This window comes from Rubripirellula lacrimiformis, from assembly GCF_007741535.1.
GTDB lineage: Bacteria > Planctomycetota > Planctomycetia > Pirellulales > Pirellulaceae > Rubripirellula > Rubripirellula lacrimiformis.
This window is the reverse complement of the sequence record NZ_CP036525.1, coordinates 2,159,569-2,183,188: the sequence shown is the minus strand read 5'-3', so window position 1 is coordinate 2,183,188 and position 23,620 is coordinate 2,159,569. Positions and strand designations below refer to the sequence as shown.

Below are 23,620 nucleotides of genomic sequence, written 5' to 3'. Positions count from 1 at the left end.
TTAATCCAGGAAACGGAATTCGGTGGCCGCAAAAATCGCAGCGATGTAGGCATGCCAACGGGATGCCGAATCGGGATGCCCGGCAAAGAAATCCCTCGCCATCTGCTCGTCTTCGGCGCTGGGTTCCCGCTGCAGACACAACTGGTAAACCCTGTGCAACCGGTCTTCAAAGCTTGCCTCTTGCTGGCACACATTGTCAGCGGCTGTGCGGGCCCATTCATTCACGGTCGGGCTATTGATCAACACCAACGCCTGCCCGGGTACGTTTGTGGTGGGACGCCGACCGACCAGCAAATCGGGATCCGCCATATCCAGCGCCGTCATTTCGGGCGGAAGGTAACCACGCACGATCGGCAAAAACACCGAACGGCGAGGCACCTGAATACCGTCGATCTTGCCAGCAGTGCTGTTGGAATTGTTATTGGAAACCAACACTTTGTGCCCCGCCATCAAGTTGACCGTTGGGGTGTGGTTGAGCAGTCCGGCGGCTGACACCATCGCATCGCGGATCGCTTCCGCTGGCAATCGCCGCCGGTGCATCCGCCACCACAGACGGTTTTCGGGATCTCGCTGCACGGCGTCGGCATCATACTGACTGGACCGTTGATAGGCGGCCGAATGAACGATGTCACGAATCAAAGGCTTCAGCTGCCATCCATCACGCATGAAATCGACCGCCATGGCGTCCAGCAGTTCCGGGTGTGACGGCCGCTCGCCCCGCTGGCCAAAGTTGTCGACCGTTCGGACAATGCCCTGACCCATCAGGTGCATCCAAACACGATTCACGAAGACTCGCGCGACCAGCGGATGATCGGGGTCGGTCAACCAATCGGCCAGTTCCAACCGGCCGCTGCCCTGTGGCTCTTCCATCGCAGCATCCCCGCTGCTGCAAACCCGCAGGAACCCGCGTGGGACGACCGGTCCCAAATTCCGCACTTCCCCACGAATGTGAACGGGGCTGTCGGTCAATTCGGCAGTGGGACGGTCCGACGGGGCCATCGCTTGGGGAATCGGCAACGGCCGGTTCGCCTGCAAAACCTTCATTTCGGCACGCAGTCCATCGAGGTGTGCCTTTGCCGATTCGGCGGCAGCGACCACGTTGGGATCGATTTTCGGTGCATGATCAACGTCCAAAAACTGAACCGCGTCGGCAATCACATAGCCGCTGGTGCCTTCGTTCGAAATGGTCACGACGGCAGGCGAGGAAGATTTGAATTCGAATTCGCCCAACGAAGACCACATCGGTGCAATGGTGACTTTGCGTTGGTCCAATCGAACCGTGCGAGATCCGTGGGCGGTTTCGATCGTTACCGGGATCTTGGCGGCGCGACTAGAACTTGGCGTATAGGACACACGAACTTCGTAGACGCCATCATCAGGCAGACGAGCTTCGAACCGAATTTCGGCGGTGCCTTTCATCGAATTGTCATCGTGAACGTAGCCCACGCCGACAAACGGCTGCGTGTACTGTGACGCTTTCCAGGTCCCCACCTTCGTTGCCTGGGAATCATCGATCACAACACCGGCTTGGTTGCCTGACAATCGATCCTGTGCTTGTTTCCACTGGGCATCGGCCGACTTGATTTTCGCTTCGATCGATTGCAGACTCGATTGAAATTCTTGAATCGCGTCACGATGTTCCGCCGACGTCGGCAGCGACACTCGATTCCAAGTGCTGACGTATTCTTGGCTTTCGCCTTTCAAGGTCACCGTGCTTTTGAAGATTCCGGCCAGTGCGTAATAGTCGTCCATCGGCACGGGATCGAACTTGTGGTCGTGGCAGCGGGCACACCCCAACGTCAGGCCAAGGAACGCGCGACCGACCGTATCGATCTGGTCATCGACCACGTCCAGTTCTAATTTGGGCTTGTCGCGTTCGCTAAGCATCTTGGTGCCCAGCATCAGAAAAGTACTGGCCACGACATTGTCGTAACGTTGCTGATCCGTCATTGCCGGCAAGAGGTCCCCCGCGACCTGTTGTCGAATCATTTCGTCGATCGGACGATCGGTGGCAAAGGACCGGATTAGGTAATCACGATATCGCCATGCTTCATGAAATGTCGCATTGAAATCGCTTCCGTTGCTGTCGGCGTACCGAGCAACGTCCATCCAGTGACGTGCCCAATGCTGAGCGAATGCGGGCGACGCCAACATCGAATCCACGATGCGAGTCCAATTGGCCCAGGATGGATTTGATAACCATCGACGTTGCAATTCCAGCGAAGGTGGCAAACCCGTCAAATCGAACGCTAACCGGCGCAGCCGGGTAGCATCGTCGGCGAAACCATTTGGCACCACATCAACATCGGACAGCGACTGGTACAAAAATTGATCGATCGCGCCACGTGAACCATCGAAAGGATGCGGAGGCGGCAACGAAGATTGGACAGGACGGAATGCCCAAAATTGCCGGCCTTCATCGAGGTCGATGGTGGACCGCATCGTCACGGGGGCTGCTTTGGTTTTTCGCGGATCCTTGGCTCCTGCCTTGATCCACGCCTCGAAGTCTTCGATCACTTCGTCTGACAAACGGCCGGCGGGCGGCATCTCTGACGACTCGTATCGAATCGCCGACACCAAAGTGCTTGCCGCCGCGTCACCAGGTTGGATCGCCGGTCCGCTATCGCCACCGATTATCATGGCGTCGGATGAATCCAGCAGCAGTGATCCGCCAATTTCGTCGGCTTCGGCCGAATGGCATTCGTAACAGTGGTTGACCAAGACCGGCCGAATCCGGTTTTCGAAGAATTCAACGGATCCCGGCGGATCGTTGGCCTGTGCCGATTCCGGGCTTATCAAGAAGACCCCGGCGACGATCAAGAACAAACCGAGGCAGGCGGCCGGTGCAACCCACAACGGCTGGCTTGAATTCGGCAACCGTGATGCAGCGGACCACGAACGGGTCGACCGTATAAATAGCGACATGGCGATCCGGTCCAAAGCGGGCCTGGCAGCCCATGGGTGCGATCCGGGGGGAAGGTTTCCCACGATAGCACAACGGATCGGCCATTGCGGCCTATTTCGACTGCAATCGCATGTAGCAAAGCCGGTTAGTATTCGACGCCTTCGCGGGCACCGTGTGCCACGTTGCCACGCGGTTGGAAGATCTGGCGAGTCCGGCGGGGCTGATAAGTGCGGGCCGGTGTGCTTTCGACGTACTGCGAAGGTGGCATCAAATCGGTACTGATGTGGACAGCTTCGCCGCCCGATCCACCACAAGACTGGCAACCGGAATCACAGCCGCCGCCACAGCTACCTGAATCACAGTCGCTGGGGCCTCCGCCCAACGCACCGCCACCGAAGGCACAACAACCACCACCGCAGGTCATGCTGCCGCAGGAAGTGCACCCTGCGTCGCGGCGATAACCCCAAATGCTGGCGAAACCGGTAAACACCGAACGGCATTTACCACAGGATCCGCCGGTGTGGTTCCCGCATGTGTCACAGGGATCCATGCAATCGGCCGGTTCATTGATCCAGGGATCGATGTACAGTTCGCCGCAGCCATCGCAATCGCCACAGCCGCCGCATGCATTGACCGCGACCGGTCCGCAAGCACCGCCCGGTCCACATGCCATCGGTCCAACACAACCGGTCACCCAGAGTAGTGCCGAACAAGCCAGCCCGGTCGCAAATCGTAATCCCAATGACATAGTCGTAGCCCTGTGGCAGTCCCAAAGTTTGAATGGATACCGACAAGATCGGCCGTCACAGGCGTTGCAATGAAATCTTTTTGCCCAATCGTCAAATTTTATCGGCCAGTTTCACGACACCGGGCTGTCGGACTGGTAACCCGCTGCGTGAGCGCGAGATTCGATGTGCTCCCTCGCTCGGCTTCGGGTGATGGTTGGCACGCTAAGTTCAAGAACACGACCAAATCAACAGCGTGCCAGCGTCCGTCAATGCCATCGAGCCGACGCCCCAATCAATCCAAAAACCGCCCGGCCACCGTGTCGGCAAACAACACGCCACGCTGAGTCAATCGAATCAGGCCGTCGGCTTCTTCCAACAACTGTTCGTCGGTGGAACGCTGGATCATGTCCGCGCACATGCCACGGATATCGATGCCCGTTTCCCGATGGATCCGATCCAGATCGACACCATCGATTTGACGGACCCCGAACGCCGCCCGTTCACGAGCGTATTGTTGGACGGTGATCGCATCCGATTCGGCCACGGGCGAAAGTCCACCGCGCATCCGTTTCAGATAGGTGGTCGTGCTGCGATGGTTCACCTCGCGCCTCCCATCGACAAACCGCGCCGCGCCGGGCCCGGCAGCGTACCACCCCAATCCGTCCCAATACGCCAAGTTGTGACGACAGCGTGCTGCGGGTTTCGCAAAACTAGACACTTCGTATTGTTGCAAACCCGCATCGGCGGTCATCTGGCGGGCGGCCTGGTACATATCGATTTCCACCGATTCATCGGCTGCTGATAATTCGCCTCGCAGACGACGCGACCAAAACGAGGTGCCTTTTTCGAATGTCAGTGCATAGGTCGAAAGATGTTGAATCGGCAACGACAACGCCATCTGCAGATCATCCCGCCACTGGGTCGCGGTTTCGCCGGGAGCGGCAAAGATCAAGTCGATCGAAACATTTCGGATCACTTCGGCCACTTGCCGAATCACCGCGGCACCGCCGGCCCCCGAATGACCGCGTTCCAGTCCAGCCAGTTTCGCATCGTGAAACGATTGCATCCCCAAACTGATTCGATTGATCCCGTGGGCGACCAAGCAATCTAGTTTTTCGTCCGTGATGTCTTCCGGGTTTGCCTCCACGCTCCACTCGAAATCATCAGAGAGTTGCAACCGATTGGTGACGATCTGAAGCAACCGATCCAGAGCGTCGATTGGCAGATGAGTCGGGGTGCCACCGCCGATAAAAACCGTCTGCACCGCAGGCGATTCCAACGCGGACAACTCGGCATCAACCGCATCCAAGTACGATTCCATCAAGTCATCGCGATCGGCCAACACGCTGAAGTTGCAATAGCCGCAGCGATGCCGACAAAACGGCACATGGACGTAGGCCGACGTGGGTGTCGGCCATTGAAACGCCGACAACTCGGCCTGATCTACAGCCATAGCTTTAGACGGCCATCCATACGATCGGGGAACACTTTGTCAACGAAACGTTTGACTTGGCTATCGTTGTACCGGGTGCTCAAGTGGCCAGCGATGATCAGTTCATTGTTGAAACGATCCGCTCGCTTTCGCCAATCGTCGATGTGCATGTGCCCGTGTTTGTGGATTTTGTCCTTGCGATGTTCGGGCGCGACAAAAGTCATCTCGCTGATCAGCACCTTGGCATCGTAGAACACGGGATTGTCGTCGAGACCCTTGGGCGCCGTGTCACCGGTGTATGCGACGACCGGGATCCGCGACTCCGTGGTGATCTCTGTCCCCGCCATCTTCAGGTTGCGGATCTGTTCCCCCGACAGTTCCAAGAACTCGGGCTTCAATTTGTGGCGAATCTGGTGCACGACAAATCCAACCGAATCGATCGTGTGCCGCGTCGGCAAAGCGGTGACGATGTATTCGCGGCTGATGCTCGTTTCGTCACCTGGCAACAATCCGACCAATTCGCATGGCATCGCGCCACGGTCCAGTTTTCGGAAAGTCTGCAACATGTCCCAAGCGGTATCGACCGCCGAATCGGGAAGATAGATCACCGGCGGATCCATCTTCATCATTCGTCGACGGGAAACGTAGGCAGGCAGCGCCGCGATATGGTCAAGGTGCGCGTGCGAGATGAACAGGGTCGGGGTGCCCATGAAATCCCAGGGCTGGACGCCGACGTCGAACAACAATTTCAGTTCGCTGATTCGCCAACAGGTTTGAACGGCGGCGCGAGAATAGCCTTCGATGGTCAGACCGTCGTGGACGTGCGAAAGAAGAGGAACGTTTTCGACCATGGAAACTGTGCTAGGGAGTCAATCGGAGATGCCAGCGCCCATTGAACCTAATGCACAGGCCTGCGGCCAGGACGGGGAACCCGGCCACGTCGTCGCGAATTCGCCCATCGGTAGCGAAAGTCGCCAACGGTTGTCCGATCGAGTGAGCCGTGATCGCGTGAGCGGCCGGGAATCCCCCCAATGCCAGTGGCCTCACGGCCAGCGGCTCACCAGGGTCGCTGAAAGTTGTCCGATCGAGTGAGCCGTGATCGCGTGAGCGGCCGGGAATCCCCCCCAATGCCCGTGGCCTCACGGCCAGCGGCTCACCAGGGTCGCTGAAAGTTGGCCGGTCGAGTGAGCCGTGATCGCGTGAGCGGCCGGGAATCCCCCCCCAATGCCCGTGGCCTCACGGCCAGCGGCTCACCAGGGTCGCTGAAAGTTGTCCGATCGAGTGAGCCGTGATCGCGTGAGCGGCCGGGAATCCCCCCCCAATGCCCGTGGCCTCACGGCCACCGGCTCACCAGGGTCGCTGAAAGTTGTCCGATCGAGTGAGCCGTGATCGCGTGAGCGGCCGGGAATCCCCCCCAATGCCCGTGGCCTCACGGCCAGCGGCTCACCAGGGTCGCTGAAAGTTGTCCGATCGAGTGAGCCGTGATCGCGTGAGCGGCCGGGAATCCCCCCCAATGCCCGTGGCCTCACGGCCAGCGGCTCACCAGGGTCGCTGAAAGTTGGCCGGTCGAGTGAGCCGTGATCGCGTGAGCGGCCGGGAATCCCCCCCAATGCCCGTGGCCTCACGGCCAGCGGCTCACCAGGGTCGCTGAAAGTTGTCCGATCGAGTGAGCCGTGATCGCGTGAGCGGCCGGGAATCCCCCCCCAATGCCCGTGGCCTCACGGCCACCGGCTCACCAGGGTCGCTGAAAGTTGTCCGATCGAGTGAGCCGTGATCGCGTGAGCGGCCGGGAATCCCCCCCAATGCCCGTGGCCTCACGGCCAGCGGCTCACCAGGGTCGCTGAAAGTTGTCCGATCGAGTGAGCCGTGATCGCGTGAGCGGCCGGGAATCCCCCCCAATGCCCGTGGCCTCACGGCCAGCGGCTCACCAGGGTCGCTGAAAGTTGGCCGGTCGAGTGAGCCGTGATCGCGTGAGCGGCCGGGAATCCCCCCCAATGCCAGTGGCCTCACGGCCAGCGGCTCACCAGGGTCGCTGAAAGCGGGGGCCGAAAGTCTTGGCGACTTTCGCTACGGAGTGGGAGTGGGAGTGGGAGGGGGAGGGGGAGGGGGAGGGGGAGGGGGAGGGGGAGGGGGAGGGGGAGGGGGAGGGGGAGGGGGCCGAAAGTCTTGGCGACTTTCGCTACCGGGCACCGCGTTGTTAGCGGGGCATGCCTGGCATATTGGCGTCTTTGAACTCTTCGGCACCGTAATTATCGACTTCGTTGACGTCCAAATTTTCGGAATAGGTTTGGGTGCGAACCACGTAGATGTCGCCAGTGTCGCTCTGTTCGACCGCCGCACCGTGGTGGCGGGTCAATTCCAGCGTTGCCAAGAACCACCCGATCACAGCTGATTTGTGAATTCCACCGTCCACCAAATCGAACAGGGGCAACCGATCGGATCCACGCAATTTTTCGTGAATCCGCTGCATATAGACGTGGATCGGGGTGTCGTCATAAACGACCTCGGTTTGCGGCGGCCCGCCAGCTTCACGCATGATCCGGCCAAAAGCGCTGACCAAATCCCAGATTTCCAAATCGACGATGGGCTGGTCTCCCAGATCGACTCGGCGGGTCGGCAGATCGTCACTCATCCGTTCGTAGCGCTGCTGCCAACGCTCGCCCATTTCGTCCAGAACGGAGGCTGCGTCGCGGATTTCTTTGTACTGCAGCAGCCGTTCGACCAGCTCGGTTTGCGGGTCCTCGATCGTTTCTTCGGCGGTTTCGTCCACAATTTTCGGCAAAACCGCTTGGCTTTTCAGTTCGACCAAGGTGCTGGCCAGGTCGATAAAATCGCCCACACCGGTCAAATCCAGCTCCTTCAGGACCTCGATGTAATCGATGTACTGGTCGACGATTTTCGAGAGCGACATTTCGGCCAAATCGACTTCATGCCGCCGTACCAGGTACAGCAGCAGGTCCAGCGGGCCTCGATAAGCCGGCAATTCGATCCGGAAAGACATACAGTTTTTGCCTGACGAGCCATGATGGCTGGTCCGCCCCGACGTCCCCCTGGACGCCGAAAGTTGGACCATACGGTCCCATCCTAGGCTGCCAGGCCGGTCAAACGCAGCCCTTGTTGGATTTAGACCCCAAAATTATCATGCTCCGCTTCGACCGACCGCCCCCTTTGTTCCCGTTTCCTCTCTCCCTCTCCCATTCGACTGACACGCTGATGTCCCAATCCAACCAGCGCCATGTTCTTTCTGCCTTGGTTCAGAACATTCCTGGCGTGCTCGCTCACATCTCGGGCATGCTCGCATCGCGAGGTTTTAACATCGATTCGCTGGCCGTCGGCGAAACCGAAGACCCCCAACTTTCGCGGATGACATTTGTCGTTGTCGGCGACGATCGCGTCTTGGAACAGGTCGGCAAGCAACTGGAAAAGATCGTCACGGTCGTTCGCGTCTTGGACGTCAGCAGCCAGGATTTCGTCGAACGCGATCTGCTGCTGTTGAAGGTCAAAGCGCCCGCCGGTGCCGCCCGCAGCGAAATTCGCGAGTTGGTGGACATTTTCCGAGGCCAGATCGTGGATGTTGGCCCCGAGGAAGTGATGGTTGAAATCAGCGGCCGCGAAAACAAGGTCCAGGCGTTCATCGAACGCATGCGCCCCTACGGCATCTCCGAACTGGTCCGCACCGGGCGAATCGCAATGGTCCGCAGCACCAGCGACGCCGATGGCGACCGGGAAATCGAAGGCCGTTTCGCTTCCTAGACTTTCGCTGGATCTTTGTAGTGGGATTCGCCAGAATTCCCTATTCGGTGCTAGCAAGGACTTCTGGCGAAGTCCACGATGCGGGAACACAATCGACTCCCCGTCCCCCGAGGGCGACTCCGACGCAGTTCCCATCCCGGCGGTTCGCCGCCACCCGCTTCCAGAAAAAACTCTCTCCGTTTCCTAAATTTCAAACGATTATTCTGTCATGGCCGCAACGATCTACTACGAAAACGACGCCGATCTTTCGAACCTTAAGGGCAAGACTGTCGCGATCCTGGGTTATGGTTCGCAAGGACACGCCCAAGCTCAAAACCTTCGCGACAGCGGCGTCAACGTCGTCATCGGCCAACGTCCTGGATCGGCCAACTACGACCTAGCGGTTTCGCACGGCTTCAAGCCCATGTCGATTGCCGAAGCCACCAAGGCAGCCGACGTGGTCAACGTGCTGCTTCCCGATGAAGTCCAAGGCGACATCTATCGCACCGAAATTCGCGATAACCTGTCCAAGGGCAACGTGCTGATGTGCTCGCACGGCTTCAACATCCACTTCGGCCAAATCGAGCCATCGGCTGGAATCGACACCCTGTTGGTCGCGCCCAAGGGCCCAGGCCACTTGGTCCGCAGCGAATACGAAAAGGGCGGCGGCGTGCCTTGCCTGATCGCTTTGGGCGAAGGTGCTTCGGACACCACCAAGCGAATCGGCCTGGCTTACGCCAAGGGCATCGGCGGCACCCGCGGTGGTGTGATCGAAACCACCTTTGCCGAAGAAACCGAAACCGACCTGTTCGGCGAACAAGTCGTGCTGTGCGGTGGCGTTAGCGAACTGGTCAAAGCCGGTTTCGAAACCTTGGTCGAAGCTGGTTACCAGCCCGAAATGGCCTACTTCGAATGCATGCACGAACTGAAACTGATCGTCGACCTGCTATATCAAGGTGGACTCAGCTACATGCGTTACAGTATCAGTAACACGGCTGAATACGGTGACTACGTCAGCGGTCCTCGCATCATCACGGACGATACCAAGGCCGAGATGAAGAAGATCCTGACAGAGATCCAAACCGGCGAATTCGCTCGCAAATGGATCTCGGAAAACCGTGCCGGTGCTCCGTTCTTCAAGGCAACCCGCCGACGTGAACGTCAGCACGGCGTCGAACAAATCGGCATCGGCCTTCGCCGTATGATGAACTGGATCGAAGAAAAGGAAGTTTGATCGATGCCTGACGCCCTATCTTTTCCGCCCATTGCCGAATTGACTCAACTGCAGATCGATGCCGTTGATCGTTGGCACCGCGATCCGATTGACAATCCGTTTGACGGAATTCAATCGCTCGTTTGCCAGCAACACGAATTCAATTATCGACTTTGGCACCAAGAGGATAAGGCGCGCAGCCCGTCGGCGACGGATGAAGAAATCGCCAACGTCAAACGGGCCATCGACAAGCTCAACCAAGCTCGCAACGACATGATCGAAAAGGTCGACGACGCGTTGACCGAAATCCTGTGCAAAGCTGGCGTCCCTGCCAGCGATGGACCGATCAATACGGAAACCACCGGCAGCGCCATCGATCGATTATCGATCATGTCGCTGCGGTTGTACCACTATCGGGAACAGGCCGATCGCGACGGTGCGAGCGACGAACACCGCGGCAAGGTCAACGAACGTATCGCCCTGTGCGAACAACAACACGCTGATCTTTCAAAATCGCTGCAGCAGTTGGTCGACGATATCTTTGCGGGCAAAAAACAGCACCGCACGTATCGGCAAATGAAGATGTACAACGACCCCTCGCTGAACCCCGCGATCTACAACGCAGGTTCGTAGGGCCCCAAACGCCCGGCTATAAACGCCCATCCCAAACACCCGGCCCCGCCGCATGCGGCAGGGGGCGATCCCGTTGGGGTTCAATGGATCCATCCGAGTTCGTCGTCGATTGGGTCGAGTTCTCTGTTAAAGAGAACCACCATGCCCGGCAAAGAACCTGGCCAGCAGATTCTTGGACTTTCGTCACCTTCGACCGTTTCGGATGTTCAGCTTGCCAAGACTAAGCCGTTCGATCTGCTGCTAGCCATTTCGCTGCAACCTCGTCGAGCGGTTTGCCCTCTCGACAGACTCGGTAGTCCAGTTCAGCGATGATGTCGTTTGAAAACTTCAATCCATCAAGCGTTTGAAGCTCGTCCTTCGTGAACATCGACTGCTTGTCTTGCCGCAAAAGCAGCACGGCCTTGTCGACAGTACCTAGCAGACCCTTGGGCTCGGCCAATTCACGGATCGCGTATTGGTAGTGCAGGAATTGAGGTTTCCACAACGGGACCACCATCCATTGTTTGTTTCCGACCGCTCGCTCAAACGCGCCGAAACAATCCTCTTCGGTGCCGCTATGAAAACGATACCCTGCATCGTTCAAACCATACTCGTCCATCATCTTGATCGAGAAACGCGTGATTCCGGCTCCTGGGTTGATACCCTGGATATCGCTTTTCATTTTCTTGACGACATCAGGTTTCAGCAGATCGGCAATCTCTCGCACATCGTCCGCGGGAACGTACTCTGGCACGCCCCACAGCGCGTACGGTTCATAGTGCAGGCCCAGTTCGATCAGCGGCACCGTCCGCTCGACTTCCCCTTTGTATCCGCCGTGGCTCGACGGCAGCCATGCCGAAGCCAACATGTCCACTTCGCCGGACTTCAATTTTTGAAAGTTCGCTTCGTGAGGCGAGTAAACTCGCTCGACCTCAAACCCCATCTCGGTCAGAACATTCGCGACCAGGGCGCCGGCGACATGATGAAACGAGAGATCGGTTACGCCGACGGTGATTTGTTTGGACATGGCTCACATTTTCGATGTTGGCGAAATGAACCGAAATGCCATGCCGCCCGACGAATAAGTCTTGCGGCTAGCACTCCGGTATCGATGCGTCGTTTTCAGTCGTGTTTCTAGCAGTGGTGACCAGACCGGCCTACCTTGGCAAGCCGATCAAGCGGAGGAAACGCTAGCGACCGATGATGCCCGGTGCTTGGGGCTTGAATCGAAAGATATAGAACGGTTTGGACGTTTGATCGATGCCGCCATTGAAGGGTGCGCCCAAGTGAACCTGAGCTGCGGATACGTACATGTATCCATCTTTGTTAAAACTGATTCCGTCGGGCCAAAGCATCCGATCATCGAAGGCCAACGGAGAGTATTTTCTTTTGTCACCGGAAACGAAGCCAATGCTACGGCTTTCGACATTCGTCGAGTACAGGTTTCCGGCGGTGTCGATCGAGAGTCCGCCGTTGTTGACTTTGTCGCTGTACGTTTCCACCGCCTTTGCCAATTCGTCTTCAGAAAGCGACTCGTTTGCGACGGCGTCCATGCGAACGCGATACATTTGCGTGCCGCATAGAGGGCAGAAGTAAAGCCACTCGCTAGCTGCGTCCAACGTGATTCCGTCGCAACCGACGTAAATCGGCGACTGCTTGCCATCACGCGAGACGCTCATGGGTTTTCCGTCGATCAGAATGGGCGAACTCGTGTCCGCCTTTGTCATGGCACGTCCTTCCAGCAAGCGGCGAGTCTTCCCCGTCTTCAAGTCGACAACCACCAGTGCTGCCTTGGATCCATCGCCACCGCGACCGATGCCTTCATCGGCGATCACCGCCAACTGACGCTTCGTATCGACCACAAAATCATTAAGCTGCGATGTTTCGCGACTTGCCGGAGACGGGATGTAATGAAGCCGATGAAGTTCGTTCTTTTGGGTGTCCCAGCCAACCAGTTTTGGCGTGATATCGTTTCGAGTCCCCATATCCAGAATCCAAACAACTCCGTCGCCGTCGTTGCGAATCCCCAACACGTCGTCGAGGTACCAATCGTTTTCGCTACGAGGTGTATTCCATTGCTGGTTTGGAAAAGGGGTAACGGCCCCAGTCGCTGCGTCATAGGTCGCGACACGGACATCAGGTTTAAAAAACGGATGATGACTAAAGACGAGCTGTCCGTTCGACATGAACGCAATATTGCCGACGGCTTGATCAAGCGAGGCATAAAGTTCCAATTCAGTCTCGCGTTGCCCCGTCGGTTTGCTCGCCTTCTCTTGTGCGGAAACAAACGGGACGAGCAACGACATGACGACACTCGCTACGAAAAAGGCGACGATCGAATGATACTTTTGCAAATTCATGATTTCTTGTCTTTCCATTCGTTGTAGCGACACTCAGTATCACGCCGCGGTGTCGAAAAGGAACGTTCGCGTTCCTCTCTATGCCAGCGAATACTACCACCAGGTTCGATTCTCACAACAACGCACATTTCAGGCACGCAGCCACACAAAGGACGGACGCCCGCTCGGATCGAACGCAGCACAGGAAAGCGAGTCTTGGACCGTAGTCTGCCTGGATCGATCCGTGTCCGTCGTGACACTTCCTCGGCAACGGTGCTTTTCAAAGCACAGGTTCAAACGCGTGATTCCCGCCAACGGCAAGACCATGCCGATCAAACGTCGCGTCGGCGGCTATCGAAATTTAGCAAAACTTCAAGACGGCAATCGATTTCTACGATGGCCAGACCGATCGCTTCCCAAGACAAACCCGGAAGGGCCAGTTCTTTTTTGCTTGCCCGCTGCCCGGTGCTAGTTTGTGCCGTGGGGACGGGATCGCTAAGCTTTTAGCGTAGGCGGATCTCCTTCACCTTCCCCCCCGAGCGCAGGCAAGTTTCGATGACACATTTCTTTGGTGCGCCGACTTTTCGGTTGGCGACATTGGCGTTGGCTGGCGTTCTAGTCCACGGACTGGTCGCGAATCCATCTTCGGCTCAGGACGCGAAAGACCGGGCAGATTATGAAGCCCGCACCGCGGAAGCAGAGACGGAGGCCGACCCGCTGGCGCTTCCGGCCGATGCCGACGCCCCCGCGTTGACGGCCCACATCCGTGCGGTCAAACGACTGCGTGGACGCACCCTAAAAACTGCCACTGCCAGCGCCGAGGCAGTGATCGAGGCGGCCGAAGCGATGCGGCAGCTTGACGATGCCCCCCAAGGCATGCTGGTCGATGCGATCGAAGAACAGATCGCCGCCCTGTCTTTCCTGGCACGTTTCCAACGCAATCGCAACCAAGACTTGCAAAGCCTGCTGGCTGAATTGGCACAGGACGAAAGCCCCGAACTGCAGCAGATCGCCAAGACCGAAGGCTTCAAGATCAAGATCGCAGGCGCCCCACGGGCCAGCAAAGCCGAACAGCAGAAGATGATCGACGAGATCACAACGATGGTCGACGCGGGTTCGTTCGATCGCACTGCGTTTAGCCTTGCGTACACGTTGGCCAGCGGAATCGGTGCCTCGGAGAACACGGATCTGGCAGCCGGCTTTTACGAACAGATGGCCGAGTGGATGCAGGATTCCAAAGACGAAGCCATCCAACAACGAGCGTCCAAGATGGCCGGCGCCGCACGGCGGATGCGACTGCCCGGCAATCTGCTGACCCTAGAAGGCAAGACAACGACCGGAGACCAATTCGATTGGTCCGCATATCGCGGAAAAGTCGTCTTGGTGGACTTCTGGGCGTCTTGGTGTGGCCCGTGCCGAGCCGAGATTCCGAACATGAAACGCAACCTGGATCTGTATAGCGATCGCGGTTTTGACATCGTGGGAATCAATCTGGATCGGACCTTGGACGCTTGCAACGAATACGTGGACGAACAAGAACTGACCTGGACGAACCTGATCAGCGACAAAGAGGGCGAGATGGGCTGGGACAACCCGGTGGCCAACTATTACGGCATCTCGGGGATCCCGACGGCGATCTTGGTCGACCAGGATGGAAAAGTGGTTTCGATGCGAGCCCGCGGAAAGGAACTTGATCGCTTGCTTTCAGGTATGCTGGGCGATCCTTCCCCCAACGATTCGGCCCCTGCCGAACCCGCCTCGAAAGAATCCGGAGACGACGAATGATCCTTCGATCGCTTTTTTCGCTGATCATTGCTGCTAGCTGCATTGCCAATGCCTCTGCCCAAACATGGCCTATCCAAGTGGGCGAAGGCCCCGGATGGGTGACGCTGGGCGAAGACGACTTTGTCCGGGTCAACGGCGACGACCTAACGCTGACCTGGAAAGACGGTGTGGCGATTGGCAGCGGCACGCCGATCGGCGTCACGCGATCGAAGAAGAGCTACCAGAATTTCGAACTTTCGATCGAGTGGCAGCACCAATCCGACGGCGGAAACTCGGGCGTCTTTGCGTGGGTCCCACTTTCCGTTCTGGAAGGCTTGCCGCCCGGCCAACTGCCCAAAGCCGGGATCGAAATCCAAATGCTGGATCATGGCTATACCCACAAGTACGAATCGTCCACCGGAAAGAAAGGCGACTGGTTTTCGACTAACGGTGATATATTCGCCGTGGGCAAATCGACCATGAAACCATTCCCACCGCTTTCCCCTAATGGAAGCCGGTCCTTTCCATCCAAGGAAGTTTCCAAGGGATTCGGCCACTGGAACCACTATTACGTTCGCGGCGTGAACGGCGAAATCCGCCTTTGGGTCAACGGCGAAGAAGTCTCCGGTGGAAAGGACTGTAACCCATCCGAAGGTTACCTGTGCCTAGAATCCGAAGGCGCGCCGATCCTGTTTCGCAACATCCAAGTTCGCGAACTGCCGTAAAATTCGGACACGCAATCCGCAGCGGTGCAGCACTCCACCGCTGCGGATCAATCCAGCAGCGGCAACTGTCGGTCGCCGCCCTGGGCCAGCCCATCTTTGAAGTGTTTGCGGCACACCGGCACGTACCGTTCGTTGCCGCCGATCTGCACCTGATGTCCCTCTTTGACGACCCGACCGGCATCGTCCAAACGCAGCACCATGGTGGCTTTGCTGCCGCAGTGACAGATCGTTTTGATCTCGGTCAACGTGTCGGCCCAAGCGAGCAGTGCGTCGCTGCCCTCGAACAGATTGCCCTGAAAGTCGGTCCGCAGCCCGTAGGTCAGCACCGGGATGTCCAACTGGTCGCAAACATCACTCAACTGATGCACTTGTTTTTTGGTCAGAAACTGGGCTTCGTCCACCAGCACGCAATGAATCGGTTCTCGCGCCAGTCGCTGGTCGACTACGATAAACAGGTTGTCCGCCGTGTCGAAAATTTCGGCTTCGGCAGAGATGCCGATCCGTGATGCGACCTTGCCCACGCCTGACCGATTGTCGATCTCTGGCGCCAGCACCAACGTGTTCATTCCACGTTCGCGATAGTTGTAACTAGCCTGCAGCAGGATCGTTGACTTGCCGGCATTCATCGTCGAATAGTAAAAGAACAGTTTTGCCATGATCGCAGATCCGCCAACTCGCCTGTGGATAGGACGTTTCTGAACCAACGCCACCGAACTTTCCAATGCTACAGTGCTAACCAAAGTCACACGGCATCGGTTCCTTGTCGGCAATCAGGGTGCTTCAACCTTACAGAATCACCTGCCAGCCTCCCAAAACGAAATCGCATCATGAAACGAATTGCACTGGCCACAGCCCTGATCACAGTCGGATGGAACCTTCACCACGCGACGGGCCAATCGCCCGCCGCCCCCACAGCGGCCCCCCAGTGGACGAAACATGTCGTCCACCAAGGACTGCATACGATGACCGCGGTGGCGGGTGACTTTACCGGTGACGGGTTGCCCGATGTCATCGCCGACAGCGGCAACACCACTCGGCTGTTCGTTGCACCCGACTGGACGGAAGTTCTGTTGGATGAACATCCGGGTGGGAAAACTTACATTCACAGCGAATGCTTTGACATCGACGGTGATGGCGACCTGGATTACATCGGCGCCCAGTACAACCCGGGCCAGATCGTCTGGCTTGAACAGCCAACCAAGGGGGAATCGATGCGTTGGACCAAACGACTGATCGACGACACCGTCCACGGGATCCACGGGCTGATGAAAGGCGATGTGGTAGGCAACGGAAAAATGGAACTGCTTGCGACCAGCGCCCAACCGACGGCTCCGCACGCCGAATCGCTGGCATGGTTTGCAATTCCCAGCAATCCCAGTTCGGCCCCGCGATGGACGCCCCAAATATTCGCCGACGGCGATGCCCCTGGGCTGACGCACTACATCGGCGTGGGCGACGTCGACGGTGACGGCCATCTAGACGCTGCGACCGGCGCCAAAGGTGGCCCCCAATCCACGTCGACCGGCGAATACTTCGCTTGGTGGCGTGCACCATCAAATCCAACCGATACCTGGACCAAACAAATGATCAGCGATCAGGAACCCGGCGCCACCAACATCCACCCCGCCGACGTCAACGCGGACGGAAAGGTGGACTTCATCGCGTCACGCGGTCACGGCCGGGGCATCGTCTGGTTCGAAGGCCCCCATTGGACCCGGCACGACATCGATCCATCGATCAAGGAACCGCACGCCCTGGTCGCCATCGACATGGACGCCGATGGCGACGTCGACGCGGCCACCTGTGCCTTTGGTGACAAGATCGCTGCCTGGTACGAAAACGATGGCGAAGGCCACTTCACACGCCACATCGTGGGCACCGACCAGGAATCCTATGACATCCGCGCGGTGGACATGGACCTTGATGGCGATCTTGACCTACTGGTCGCCGGACGTGGAAGCAAAAACGTCGTGTGGTACCAAAACCCATCCCGCTGGAAATCAAATGACTAACGTTTGGCCTAATCCGTGACGGAATCGACGACGGAGCCACCGGCGGCTGATTCAAAGCGATAGCGAAACAGCAACCCAGCCGATATCGTTGCCCCGAACCAGGCCAGCGCCATGTCTTTCTGGGGATCCCAAACATCGCCTTGTTGACCGTTGTAGGCCTCTGCCACGGCCGGCGCAAAGAAGGTTGCGATCTGCCATTCCAAGATTTCGTACACAGCACCGATCGCCACCACGATTGCGATGCTGACAATCGCGGCACCCAAGGGACGCATCCCGCCCCAACGCTGCAGACATTCCGCCGCCGGTACCGCGATCAATATCCCCGATGCAAAGTGCACCAAACGGTCATAGTGATTGCGGCGCCAATCGAAACGCTGCGACAAACTGGATCCCGAAACCGATTGGGACCAATCGTCATAAGGAACGAACGAATAGATCCACCTAGCCCCGACAATATGCAACCACAGAAACACGGCCACACAAACAAACGACGCCATCGAAAACCGGCACGCAAACGTCGACCAAGTCATCAACAACAGGATGACGACCGTCGGAATATGTTGCAGTTTCAGCTCGGCGGGGAAGGGTGCATCCCAACAGGAAACCAACGCCATGATTCCCGTCAAAACGACCAACCCCACTTGGCCATTGATGGATCGTTTCGTCGCTGCGTTGGTCGACGCGTCCACGCTACTGATCGCCAAGATACAGCAGTTGAACTTTCGTGTTGGGCAACGTTTTCGCCAGTTCATCGACGCCTTCGCGAGTAACGGCGGTACGCGTCACGATCAAATCTTTGAGCGCCGTTAACGGGTACAGATTCACCAACCCAGCATCGGTGATGGAGGTTGACCCTAGGTGCAAAAACGTCAACTTGGTCAGCCCGCTAAGCGCCGACAAGCCATCATCGCTTAGCCGAGTGTTGTCAAGGTTCAATGATTCCAGGTTGGCAAGGTTGGCCAGTGGCTTGATCCCATCATCGGTTAGGTTGACTCGCCACAGATTCAGCTTCTGAAGACTGGTCAATTGACCGACGGGTTCCATTGCGGTGTCGGAAATCTGGGCACATTCGCTGAGGTCCAGGTCCACCAAGTTTTTCAACTGCGGAAGCGCCGCAATGCCATCGGCGCCGATCTGAGTGCGAGCCAATCGCAACTTTTTCAACTTGGGAAAGTTCGCCATCACCGCGATCGCTTCATCGCCGATTGTGGTTTCGGCCATGTACAGTTCTTGTAGGTTTCCCAGCCCTTTCAGATCCGCCAAACCGATTTCGCTGACCCACAGGTAATCGAGCGCTAGGAGTTTCAGGCTGGCAAGATTAGCGACGTGTTGCATGCCATCATCGCTGACGCTGCAATCGCCGCTTTTCCCTGATAGACGCAGCGCTTTCAACTTGGGCAAAGAAACCAGATGCGCCAGACCGGCGTCGCTGATCGCGCATTCCCGAAGGTCCAATTGTTCCAAGGCCGCGAATTTTCCGACCGCAACCAAGTCGTCATCGCTGACACTCGTTTCGCGAAAATCCAATCCGATGATCGCACCGGCCGAATTGCGTCGAATTTTGTCAGTGATCGCCGTGATCGATTCGACCGCTGCCGGATCATCGGCAACCGTTTTTGCAGCGACCGCCGGCGTGGTGGCAGCTTGCTTGGTATCGGACTCTGCGTTGGGCGCGGGAGCCGAAGGGGTACAGCCGACCGATGCATAGCAGGCCGCAGCCAATAGGACTTTACGTAACAACGCGGATACTCCGTAGCAGGATTTGGGGGATCTTCAACAGGATCGAAAACCAAGCCATCAGTGATCGCTTGGAAACACGCTCTCCCCGCGGGCGGGGAGAGCGAAGTGATTTCCAACCGGTACTTTAGACAGCTTCGACTTCCCAGCCCTTGCGATATTCTTTGCGAATGAACGCGTCCGCTTCGGGGCAATTGGTTGCCTTCAAGGCGGCGGCATCCCAATCGAGTTGTTTGCCGGTGCGATAGGCCACGTTGCCCAACAGGACCGATTCAGTCAACGCGCCGGAATAGTCAAAGTTACAGGTCGTCGGCGAACCATCTTTGCAGGCGGCAATCCACTCGGCATGGTGACCGATCGAATTTGGGATCGACTCGGCGGGCGGTGTGAAGTCCGCAAACTTTTCGCGTGGGAACAGCTTGTAGTTCGAATAACTTGCGAACAGATTCCCTTCGCTACCGACGAACATGACGCCACTGCCGGGCACTCGTTCACCAGCAACTTCGCGTGGGCAACGGTCACCGTCGTACCACGTCAAATCAACCGCTGGCCGGCCATCCAGGGACGGGAACTTGTACTTCACCGTCAATCCCAGCGGGCAGGTTTCGGGATTCAGTTCCGGACCTTCGGCTTCGCAAGAAATCGGATGCCGCAGCCCCAATGCCCAGAACGGAAGGTCCATGTAGTGGCAACCCATGTCGCCGAGCGTTCCTTGTCCGAAATCCCACCAACGACGCCATTGTGCCGGGTGGTAACGTCCGCTGGCATAAGGACGTTCTGGCGCTGGACCTAGCCATAGGTCCCAGTTCAAGTGTTCTGGTACCGGATCGGCTTTGTCAGGTCGGTCGCCACCGCCCCAACCTTTGCCGACCCAAACGTGCACTTCGCCAACGTCACCGATGGCGCCACTTTGAACGATTTCGACCACGCGTCGGTAGTTGTTAGTGGCGTGAATCTGAGTGCCCATCTGAGTCGCGACGCCCTTGGCCTTGGCCGCTTCGGCGATCATGCGGGCTTCGGCCACCGTGTGCGTCAACGGTTTTTCGCAGTAGACGTGTAGCCCGGCGTTGATGGCTCGCATCGTTGCCGGTGCGTGATGATGGTCGGACGTACCGATCACGACCGCATCTACACGATCCGCTTCGGCGGCATACATTTCGCGATAGTCAGCGTACTTTTTCACACCACTGAATTTCGCAGCCGCGCGGTCCAAGTAATTGCTATCGACATCACACATACCGACGATGTCTTCGCCCTGGACTCCCTTGATATCTTCGGCCGCACGATTGGCCGTACCGATGCAAAGGATCTTTAGTTTTTGGTTGGCCGAATTGGTGCCTTGGGCGCTGGTTTCGGTCCAAAATCCACCTGCCACCGAAGCGGCCGCCGCCGTCGCGGTCGTCGATTGAAGGAAACGCCGACGATCAAGTGCCGCGGAAGAAACAGAACGATGATTCATGTGATTATTCCGATGTAGAGATTCGTGTCAGAGGTGTGAACAGAGTTGGATTCAATCTTTGGTAATTCGGCTGCCCCACCAATCGGCATTGGGCTGCCAATCAGGCTGCAGCATCTTAGCATGCTCGTCTTCAAGTCGTTGCTTGACCTTGGTATGAATCCGCTGGAATTTGGCCTCGCCGCGTACCGGATCGTAGCGTGGGTCGGGCTCGGGGAACTTCGCATCCACCGAGCGCAGCCATTGGTCCAATTCAGCGGCCATCCGTTTGGTGCGGACAGGCAGTGTCAGTGACAGATCACTTTGTTCGGCCGGATCAACCGACAGGTCATACAGTTCGTTGCGACCATCTTCGTAATAGTGGATCAGTTTCCACTTTCCTTCGCGGTAAAGCGAACTCGGTTCGCCCCCTTGGTTGTCGTAGTGGGGATAGTGCCAGTACAGCGGCCGAGCATCCAGATCACCACCGTCCAGGCAAGGCACCAAGCTGACGCCATCGACATGTTGTTCGGGCCGTGCGGGCAATCCACACAAGTCCAGCAGCGTGGGGTAAAAGTCAGCGCCGGTGACGGGGGTATCACAGGTCGAATTCGCTGGAACTTTTCCGGGATAGCGAATGTAATAGGGTTCGCGAATCCCACCTTCCCACTGTCGCCCCTTGCCACCGCGAAGCGGCAAATTGCTGGTCGAAAACGCATCGCCCGACGAAACACCGCCGTTGTCGCTGGTGAAAATCACGATCGTGTTGTCGGCTAGTCCCAAGTCGTCCAACGTCTTCATCACGCGGCCGACTGCGGTATCCATCGTTTCAATCATGCCGGCATAGATGGGATGATCTTGGACTTGGCGAACGGGAAGCGTGCGGTCCACTTTGAATCGCGACGCGCCTTCGGGCAACTCCGGTGCACTGGCCTGATATTTCTTCCACAATTCGTTCGTCGTCTGGACAGGTCCATGAACGGTGTAGAACGACAACATTGCAAAGAAAGGTTTGTCTTTGTGAGTTTGGATGAACTTGGATGTTTCGTCGGCTAACCGCAGCGTCAACGATTCACCGTCGGGGCCGTCTTCCATTTCCGGATTCTTGTAGGGCGAAAAATAGCCACCGGGTGGGCTGCCGCGGTGGTGGCCACCGACGTTGATGTCAAACCCGTGATCGGTGGGTAACGATCCGTCGCCGCCAAGGTGCCACTTCCCAGCAAAGAAGGTCTGGTAGCCACCTTCCTGCATCGCTTCGGCAAGGCCGACATCTTCCGAGGGGAGATCATGTCGATATTCGGCTGGCAACAATCGATCGTCGCGATCCCAGGCCTTTCCGGACGCCGCGCCAATCCACTGGGTGATGCCGTGACGGGCCGTGAATTTCCCAAGCTGGATGCTGGCTCGCGATGGGCTGCACACACGGCAGTTCGCATAGCCTTGGGTAAACCGCATCCCACCGCGCGCCAACTGGTCAACGTTGGGTGTCTGATAAAACTGGCTGCCTTCGATCGATAGATCGTGCATCCCCAAGTCGTCCACCAAGATGAAGACCACGTTGGGACGATTCGGCGCCACAGCAAAGGCATCGCCGGCCGCGATCGCTAGCAGCGCAACACTAGCCAAACGTAAAATATGCGACATGACCATCTGATTGGGGCAATGGAGGGTGGAGGGTGGAGGGTGGAGGGTAGGTAGGAGTTGGCAGTCGACATCGAACGTTCCACGATCATTTCAATCGCCCATCGGAACCCGTCGAACACAACAGCCGATGGATTTCACAAGCCGCCACTGTGGGCGATCCTCGTTCCATCGAATCGGCAACCAAGCGACAGGATCGTTGAATCGATTCGTCGTCTAGCAACTGTTGCAGAGCGGCGGCCAAATGGCGAGGACGACGCAACCAACGACCACAGTTTAACCGCTGAACGCGATTCGTGTTGTCGAACTGGTCAAACGCCATCGGCTGAATCAATTGCGGCACGCCCGCGGCCAAGGCCTGTGACGTGGTTCCAATCCCGCCGTGGTGGACCACCGCCGAGGCGTGCGGGAACAATTCCCCGAACGAAACGTAACTGTGCGCCTGGATCGATGGCGGAAGTTGGTCCGGAAAGTTGCCGGGGTACGACGAAACCAGCCAGCCGGGCCGGTCGATCGCCAGGCATGCGGCAACCGCATCGGCAAAGAATTCGCGGCAATGCTGGTGCGCCGTACCAGCGGTGAACACGATCGGCCGATCGCTGGGTAGAACCTGAGCAGTGCGATCGGCGGCGGAATCAACGACGGCGTCGTCGAGCGGAAAACCACAATGCATCAGACGTGGACCAAACGACTTGGTCGCCGCGGCATACCAATCGGGGTACATCGCTAGGATACGATCGGGCGACAGCCACCACTGGTCGATCAATCGGGTGACCGGCGCCAAGCGAAGGTCTTTCCGCATCTGGTTCACACGCCCAGCGATGACCGGATCGATCACGAACCGATCCGCGGCCCAGTACGCCGCTCGCAACAACCACTGTGGCCCGAAATGTTCAATCGCCCACGGTGTCATCCGCGGCGGATCATCCAAAGTGCGAAGCATCGATGGTGCCAAATGCACGTCCACCAACGGCGTGGCGGGGTCCCAATCGCGATGCACGCGTGATGCCAGATCCAGAGGGTGCGACACCAGGACCGTTTGGCCGGCGATATGGTTTTGACGGATGACATCGAAATGTTTGGTCAGGAAATTCCCTGCGACTTCGCGAAAGATCGCTCTGGCACCTCGGACCGGCTTCCACACATTGGCGTCGCCAAGCAGATGTTCAAATCGTGCCGTTGTGATGATTGGCACGGCTGTCAGACCAGCAGCTTCGGCGACCGGTGCGTACGGTTCTGCCAACGAAATGATCACGTCCATCCCGCGCTGCTTGAGCGCCCGGCCGATGGCCACCATCGGATTGACATCGCCACGTGACCCTGGCGCCGAAAGGATGGCTCGCAT

19 protein-coding genes are annotated in these 23,620 nt (G+C 57.7%); 6 read left to right on the top strand and 13 right to left on the bottom strand.

Going from position 1 to position 23,620, the window contains the following annotated elements:
* From K227x_RS07710 to K227x_RS07685, 5 genes are all read right to left on the bottom strand, one after another.
* A complete protein-coding gene (locus K227x_RS07710) occupies nt 1-2,925 on the bottom strand; it encodes a DUF1553 domain-containing protein (RefSeq protein ID WP_145168980.1) in 2,925 nt (974 codons plus the stop codon).
* Nucleotides 2,926-3,050: 125 nt separating this feature from the next.
* Nucleotides 3,051-3,653, bottom strand: coding sequence for a hypothetical protein (locus K227x_RS07705; protein ID WP_145168979.1), 603 nt, complete (start codon nt 3,651-3,653; stop codon nt 3,051-3,053).
* Nucleotides 3,654-3,925: 272 nt separating this feature from the next.
* Nucleotides 3,926-5,086 carry a radical SAM family heme chaperone HemW gene (gene hemW, locus K227x_RS07700; protein WP_145168978.1) on the bottom strand — a complete coding sequence of 387 codons (1,161 nt, stop codon included), beginning with the start codon at nt 5,084-5,086 and terminating at the stop codon, nt 3,926-3,928.
* Nucleotides 5,077-5,916: an MBL fold metallo-hydrolase gene (locus K227x_RS07695; protein WP_145168977.1), complete on the bottom strand. Its 840-nt coding sequence runs from the start codon at nt 5,914-5,916 to the stop codon at nt 5,077-5,079. Before K227x_RS07695 ends, hemW begins: the two co-directional genes overlap by 10 nt.
* A gap of 1,346 nt (nt 5,917-7,262) precedes the next feature.
* The gene (locus tag K227x_RS07685; RefSeq protein WP_145168976.1) at nt 7,263-8,066 is read right to left on the bottom strand and encodes a segregation and condensation protein A; all 804 of its coding nucleotides are present in this window, start codon (nt 8,064-8,066) and stop codon (nt 7,263-7,265) included.
* A 212-nt stretch (nt 8,067-8,278) separates the two neighbouring features.
* On the opposite strand from K227x_RS07685, the gene ilvN reads away from it, so the two are divergent.
* The 3 genes from ilvN to K227x_RS07670 all read left to right on the top strand — a co-directional run bounded on the left by ilvN (nt 8,279) and on the right by K227x_RS07670 (nt 10,643).
* Nucleotides 8,279-8,818, top strand: coding sequence for an acetolactate synthase small subunit (gene ilvN, locus K227x_RS07680; protein ID WP_145168975.1), 540 nt, complete (start codon nt 8,279-8,281; stop codon nt 8,816-8,818).
* A gap of 208 nt (nt 8,819-9,026) precedes the next feature.
* Nucleotides 9,027-10,031, top strand: coding sequence for a ketol-acid reductoisomerase (ilvC, locus tag K227x_RS07675; protein WP_145168974.1), 1,005 nt, complete (start codon nt 9,027-9,029; stop codon nt 10,029-10,031).
* Between the two features lie 3 nt (nt 10,032-10,034).
* Nucleotides 10,035-10,643: a DUF4254 domain-containing protein gene (locus tag K227x_RS07670; protein ID WP_145168973.1), complete on the top strand. Its 609-nt coding sequence runs from the start codon at nt 10,035-10,037 to the stop codon at nt 10,641-10,643.
* Nucleotides 10,644-10,863: 220 nt separating this feature from the next.
* Here the strand turns inward: K227x_RS07670 and K227x_RS07665 are convergent, their stop codons facing one another.
* Both K227x_RS07665 and K227x_RS07660 read right to left on the bottom strand, forming a co-directional pair.
* Nucleotides 10,864-11,649: a glycine betaine ABC transporter substrate-binding protein gene (locus tag K227x_RS07665; RefSeq protein WP_145168972.1), complete on the bottom strand. Its 786-nt coding sequence runs from the start codon at nt 11,647-11,649 to the stop codon at nt 10,864-10,866.
* A 163-nt stretch (nt 11,650-11,812) separates the two neighbouring features.
* On the bottom strand, nt 11,813-12,982 hold the full coding sequence (locus K227x_RS07660) for a major royal jelly family protein (protein ID WP_246146657.1): 1,170 nt from the start codon (nt 12,980-12,982) through the stop codon (nt 11,813-11,815).
* A gap of 534 nt (nt 12,983-13,516) precedes the next feature.
* Here K227x_RS07660 and K227x_RS07655 point away from each other — a divergent pair.
* Together K227x_RS07655 and K227x_RS07650 are read left to right on the top strand one after the other, a co-directional pair.
* Nucleotides 13,517-14,746, top strand: coding sequence for a peroxiredoxin family protein (locus K227x_RS07655; RefSeq protein ID WP_145168971.1), 1,230 nt, complete (start codon nt 13,517-13,519; stop codon nt 14,744-14,746).
* Nucleotides 14,743-15,450: a 3-keto-disaccharide hydrolase gene (locus K227x_RS07650; protein ID WP_145168970.1), complete on the top strand. Its 708-nt coding sequence runs from the start codon at nt 14,743-14,745 to the stop codon at nt 15,448-15,450. The genes K227x_RS07655 and K227x_RS07650 overlap by 4 nt, the downstream gene beginning before the upstream one ends.
* Before the next feature lie 47 nt (nt 15,451-15,497).
* On the opposite strand, the gene K227x_RS07645 is transcribed toward K227x_RS07650, so the two are convergent.
* Complete coding sequence (locus K227x_RS07645; RefSeq protein WP_145168969.1) at nt 15,498-16,106, bottom strand: thymidine kinase; 609 nt, start codon at nt 16,104-16,106, stop codon at nt 15,498-15,500.
* Nucleotides 16,107-16,277: 171 nt separating this feature from the next.
* Between K227x_RS07645 and K227x_RS07640 the strand changes: the two genes are divergently transcribed.
* Complete coding sequence (locus K227x_RS07640; RefSeq protein ID WP_218933840.1) at nt 16,278-17,462, top strand: FG-GAP repeat domain-containing protein; 1,185 nt, start codon at nt 16,278-16,280, stop codon at nt 17,460-17,462.
* 8 nt (nt 17,463-17,470) lie between these two features.
* Here the strand turns inward: K227x_RS07640 and K227x_RS07635 are convergent, their stop codons facing one another.
* From K227x_RS07635 to K227x_RS07615, 5 genes are all read right to left on the bottom strand, one after another.
* A complete protein-coding gene (locus K227x_RS07635; RefSeq protein WP_246146656.1) occupies nt 17,471-18,166 on the bottom strand; it encodes a DUF2238 domain-containing protein in 696 nt (231 codons plus the stop codon).
* On the bottom strand, nt 18,153-19,202 hold the full coding sequence (locus tag K227x_RS07630; protein WP_246146655.1) for a leucine-rich repeat domain-containing protein: 1,050 nt from the start codon (nt 19,200-19,202) through the stop codon (nt 18,153-18,155). Before K227x_RS07630 ends, K227x_RS07635 begins: the two co-directional genes overlap by 14 nt.
* Before the next feature lie 124 nt (nt 19,203-19,326).
* Nucleotides 19,327-20,658 (bottom strand): Gfo/Idh/MocA family protein, encoded by a 1,332-nt coding sequence (locus K227x_RS07625; protein ID WP_145168967.1) that lies wholly within the window; start codon nt 20,656-20,658, stop codon nt 19,327-19,329.
* A 51-nt stretch (nt 20,659-20,709) separates the two neighbouring features.
* Complete coding sequence (locus K227x_RS07620) at nt 20,710-22,284, bottom strand: sulfatase (RefSeq protein ID WP_145168966.1); 1,575 nt, start codon at nt 22,282-22,284, stop codon at nt 20,710-20,712.
* Nucleotides 22,285-22,363: 79 nt separating this feature from the next.
* Complete coding sequence (locus K227x_RS07615; RefSeq protein ID WP_145168965.1) at nt 22,364-23,620, bottom strand: glycosyltransferase; 1,257 nt, start codon at nt 23,618-23,620, stop codon at nt 22,364-22,366.

Coding starts and splice junctions, on each gene's coding strand:
- K227x_RS07685 (WP_145168976.1), bottom strand. CDS start 8,066: ATGTCTTTCCGGATCGAATTGCCGGCTTATCGAGGCCCGCTGGACCTG.
- K227x_RS07640 (WP_218933840.1), top strand. CDS start 16,278: ATGAAACGAATTGCACTGGCCACAGCCCTGATCACAGTCGGATGGAAC.
- K227x_RS07615 (WP_145168965.1), bottom strand. CDS start 23,620: ATGCGAGCCATCCTTTCGGCGCCAGGGTCACGTGGCGATGTCAATCCG.
- K227x_RS07660 (WP_246146657.1), bottom strand. CDS start 12,982: ATGAATTTGCAAAAGTATCATTCGATCGTCGCCTTTTTCGTAGCGAGT.
- K227x_RS07705 (WP_145168979.1), bottom strand. CDS start 3,653: ATGTCATTGGGATTACGATTTGCGACCGGGCTGGCTTGTTCGGCACTA.
- ilvC (WP_145168974.1), top strand. CDS start 9,027: ATGGCCGCAACGATCTACTACGAAAACGACGCCGATCTTTCGAACCTT.
- K227x_RS07650 (WP_145168970.1), top strand. CDS start 14,743: ATGATCCTTCGATCGCTTTTTTCGCTGATCATTGCTGCTAGCTGCATT.
- K227x_RS07710 (WP_145168980.1), bottom strand. CDS start 2,925: ATGTCGCTATTTATACGGTCGACCCGTTCGTGGTCCGCTGCATCACGG.
- K227x_RS07665 (WP_145168972.1), bottom strand. CDS start 11,649: ATGTCCAAACAAATCACCGTCGGCGTAACCGATCTCTCGTTTCATCAT.
- K227x_RS07645 (WP_145168969.1), bottom strand. CDS start 16,106: ATGGCAAAACTGTTCTTTTACTATTCGACGATGAATGCCGGCAAGTCA.
- ilvN (WP_145168975.1), top strand. CDS start 8,279: ATGTCCCAATCCAACCAGCGCCATGTTCTTTCTGCCTTGGTTCAGAAC.
- K227x_RS07655 (WP_145168971.1), top strand. CDS start 13,517: ATGACACATTTCTTTGGTGCGCCGACTTTTCGGTTGGCGACATTGGCG.
- K227x_RS07695 (WP_145168977.1), bottom strand. CDS start 5,916: ATGGTCGAAAACGTTCCTCTTCTTTCGCACGTCCACGACGGTCTGACC.
- hemW (WP_145168978.1), bottom strand. CDS start 5,086: ATGGCTGTAGATCAGGCCGAGTTGTCGGCGTTTCAATGGCCGACACCC.
- K227x_RS07670 (WP_145168973.1), top strand. CDS start 10,035: ATGCCTGACGCCCTATCTTTTCCGCCCATTGCCGAATTGACTCAACTG.
- K227x_RS07620 (WP_145168966.1), bottom strand. CDS start 22,284: ATGGTCATGTCGCATATTTTACGTTTGGCTAGTGTTGCGCTGCTAGCG.
- K227x_RS07625 (WP_145168967.1), bottom strand. CDS start 20,658: ATGAATCATCGTTCTGTTTCTTCCGCGGCACTTGATCGTCGGCGTTTC.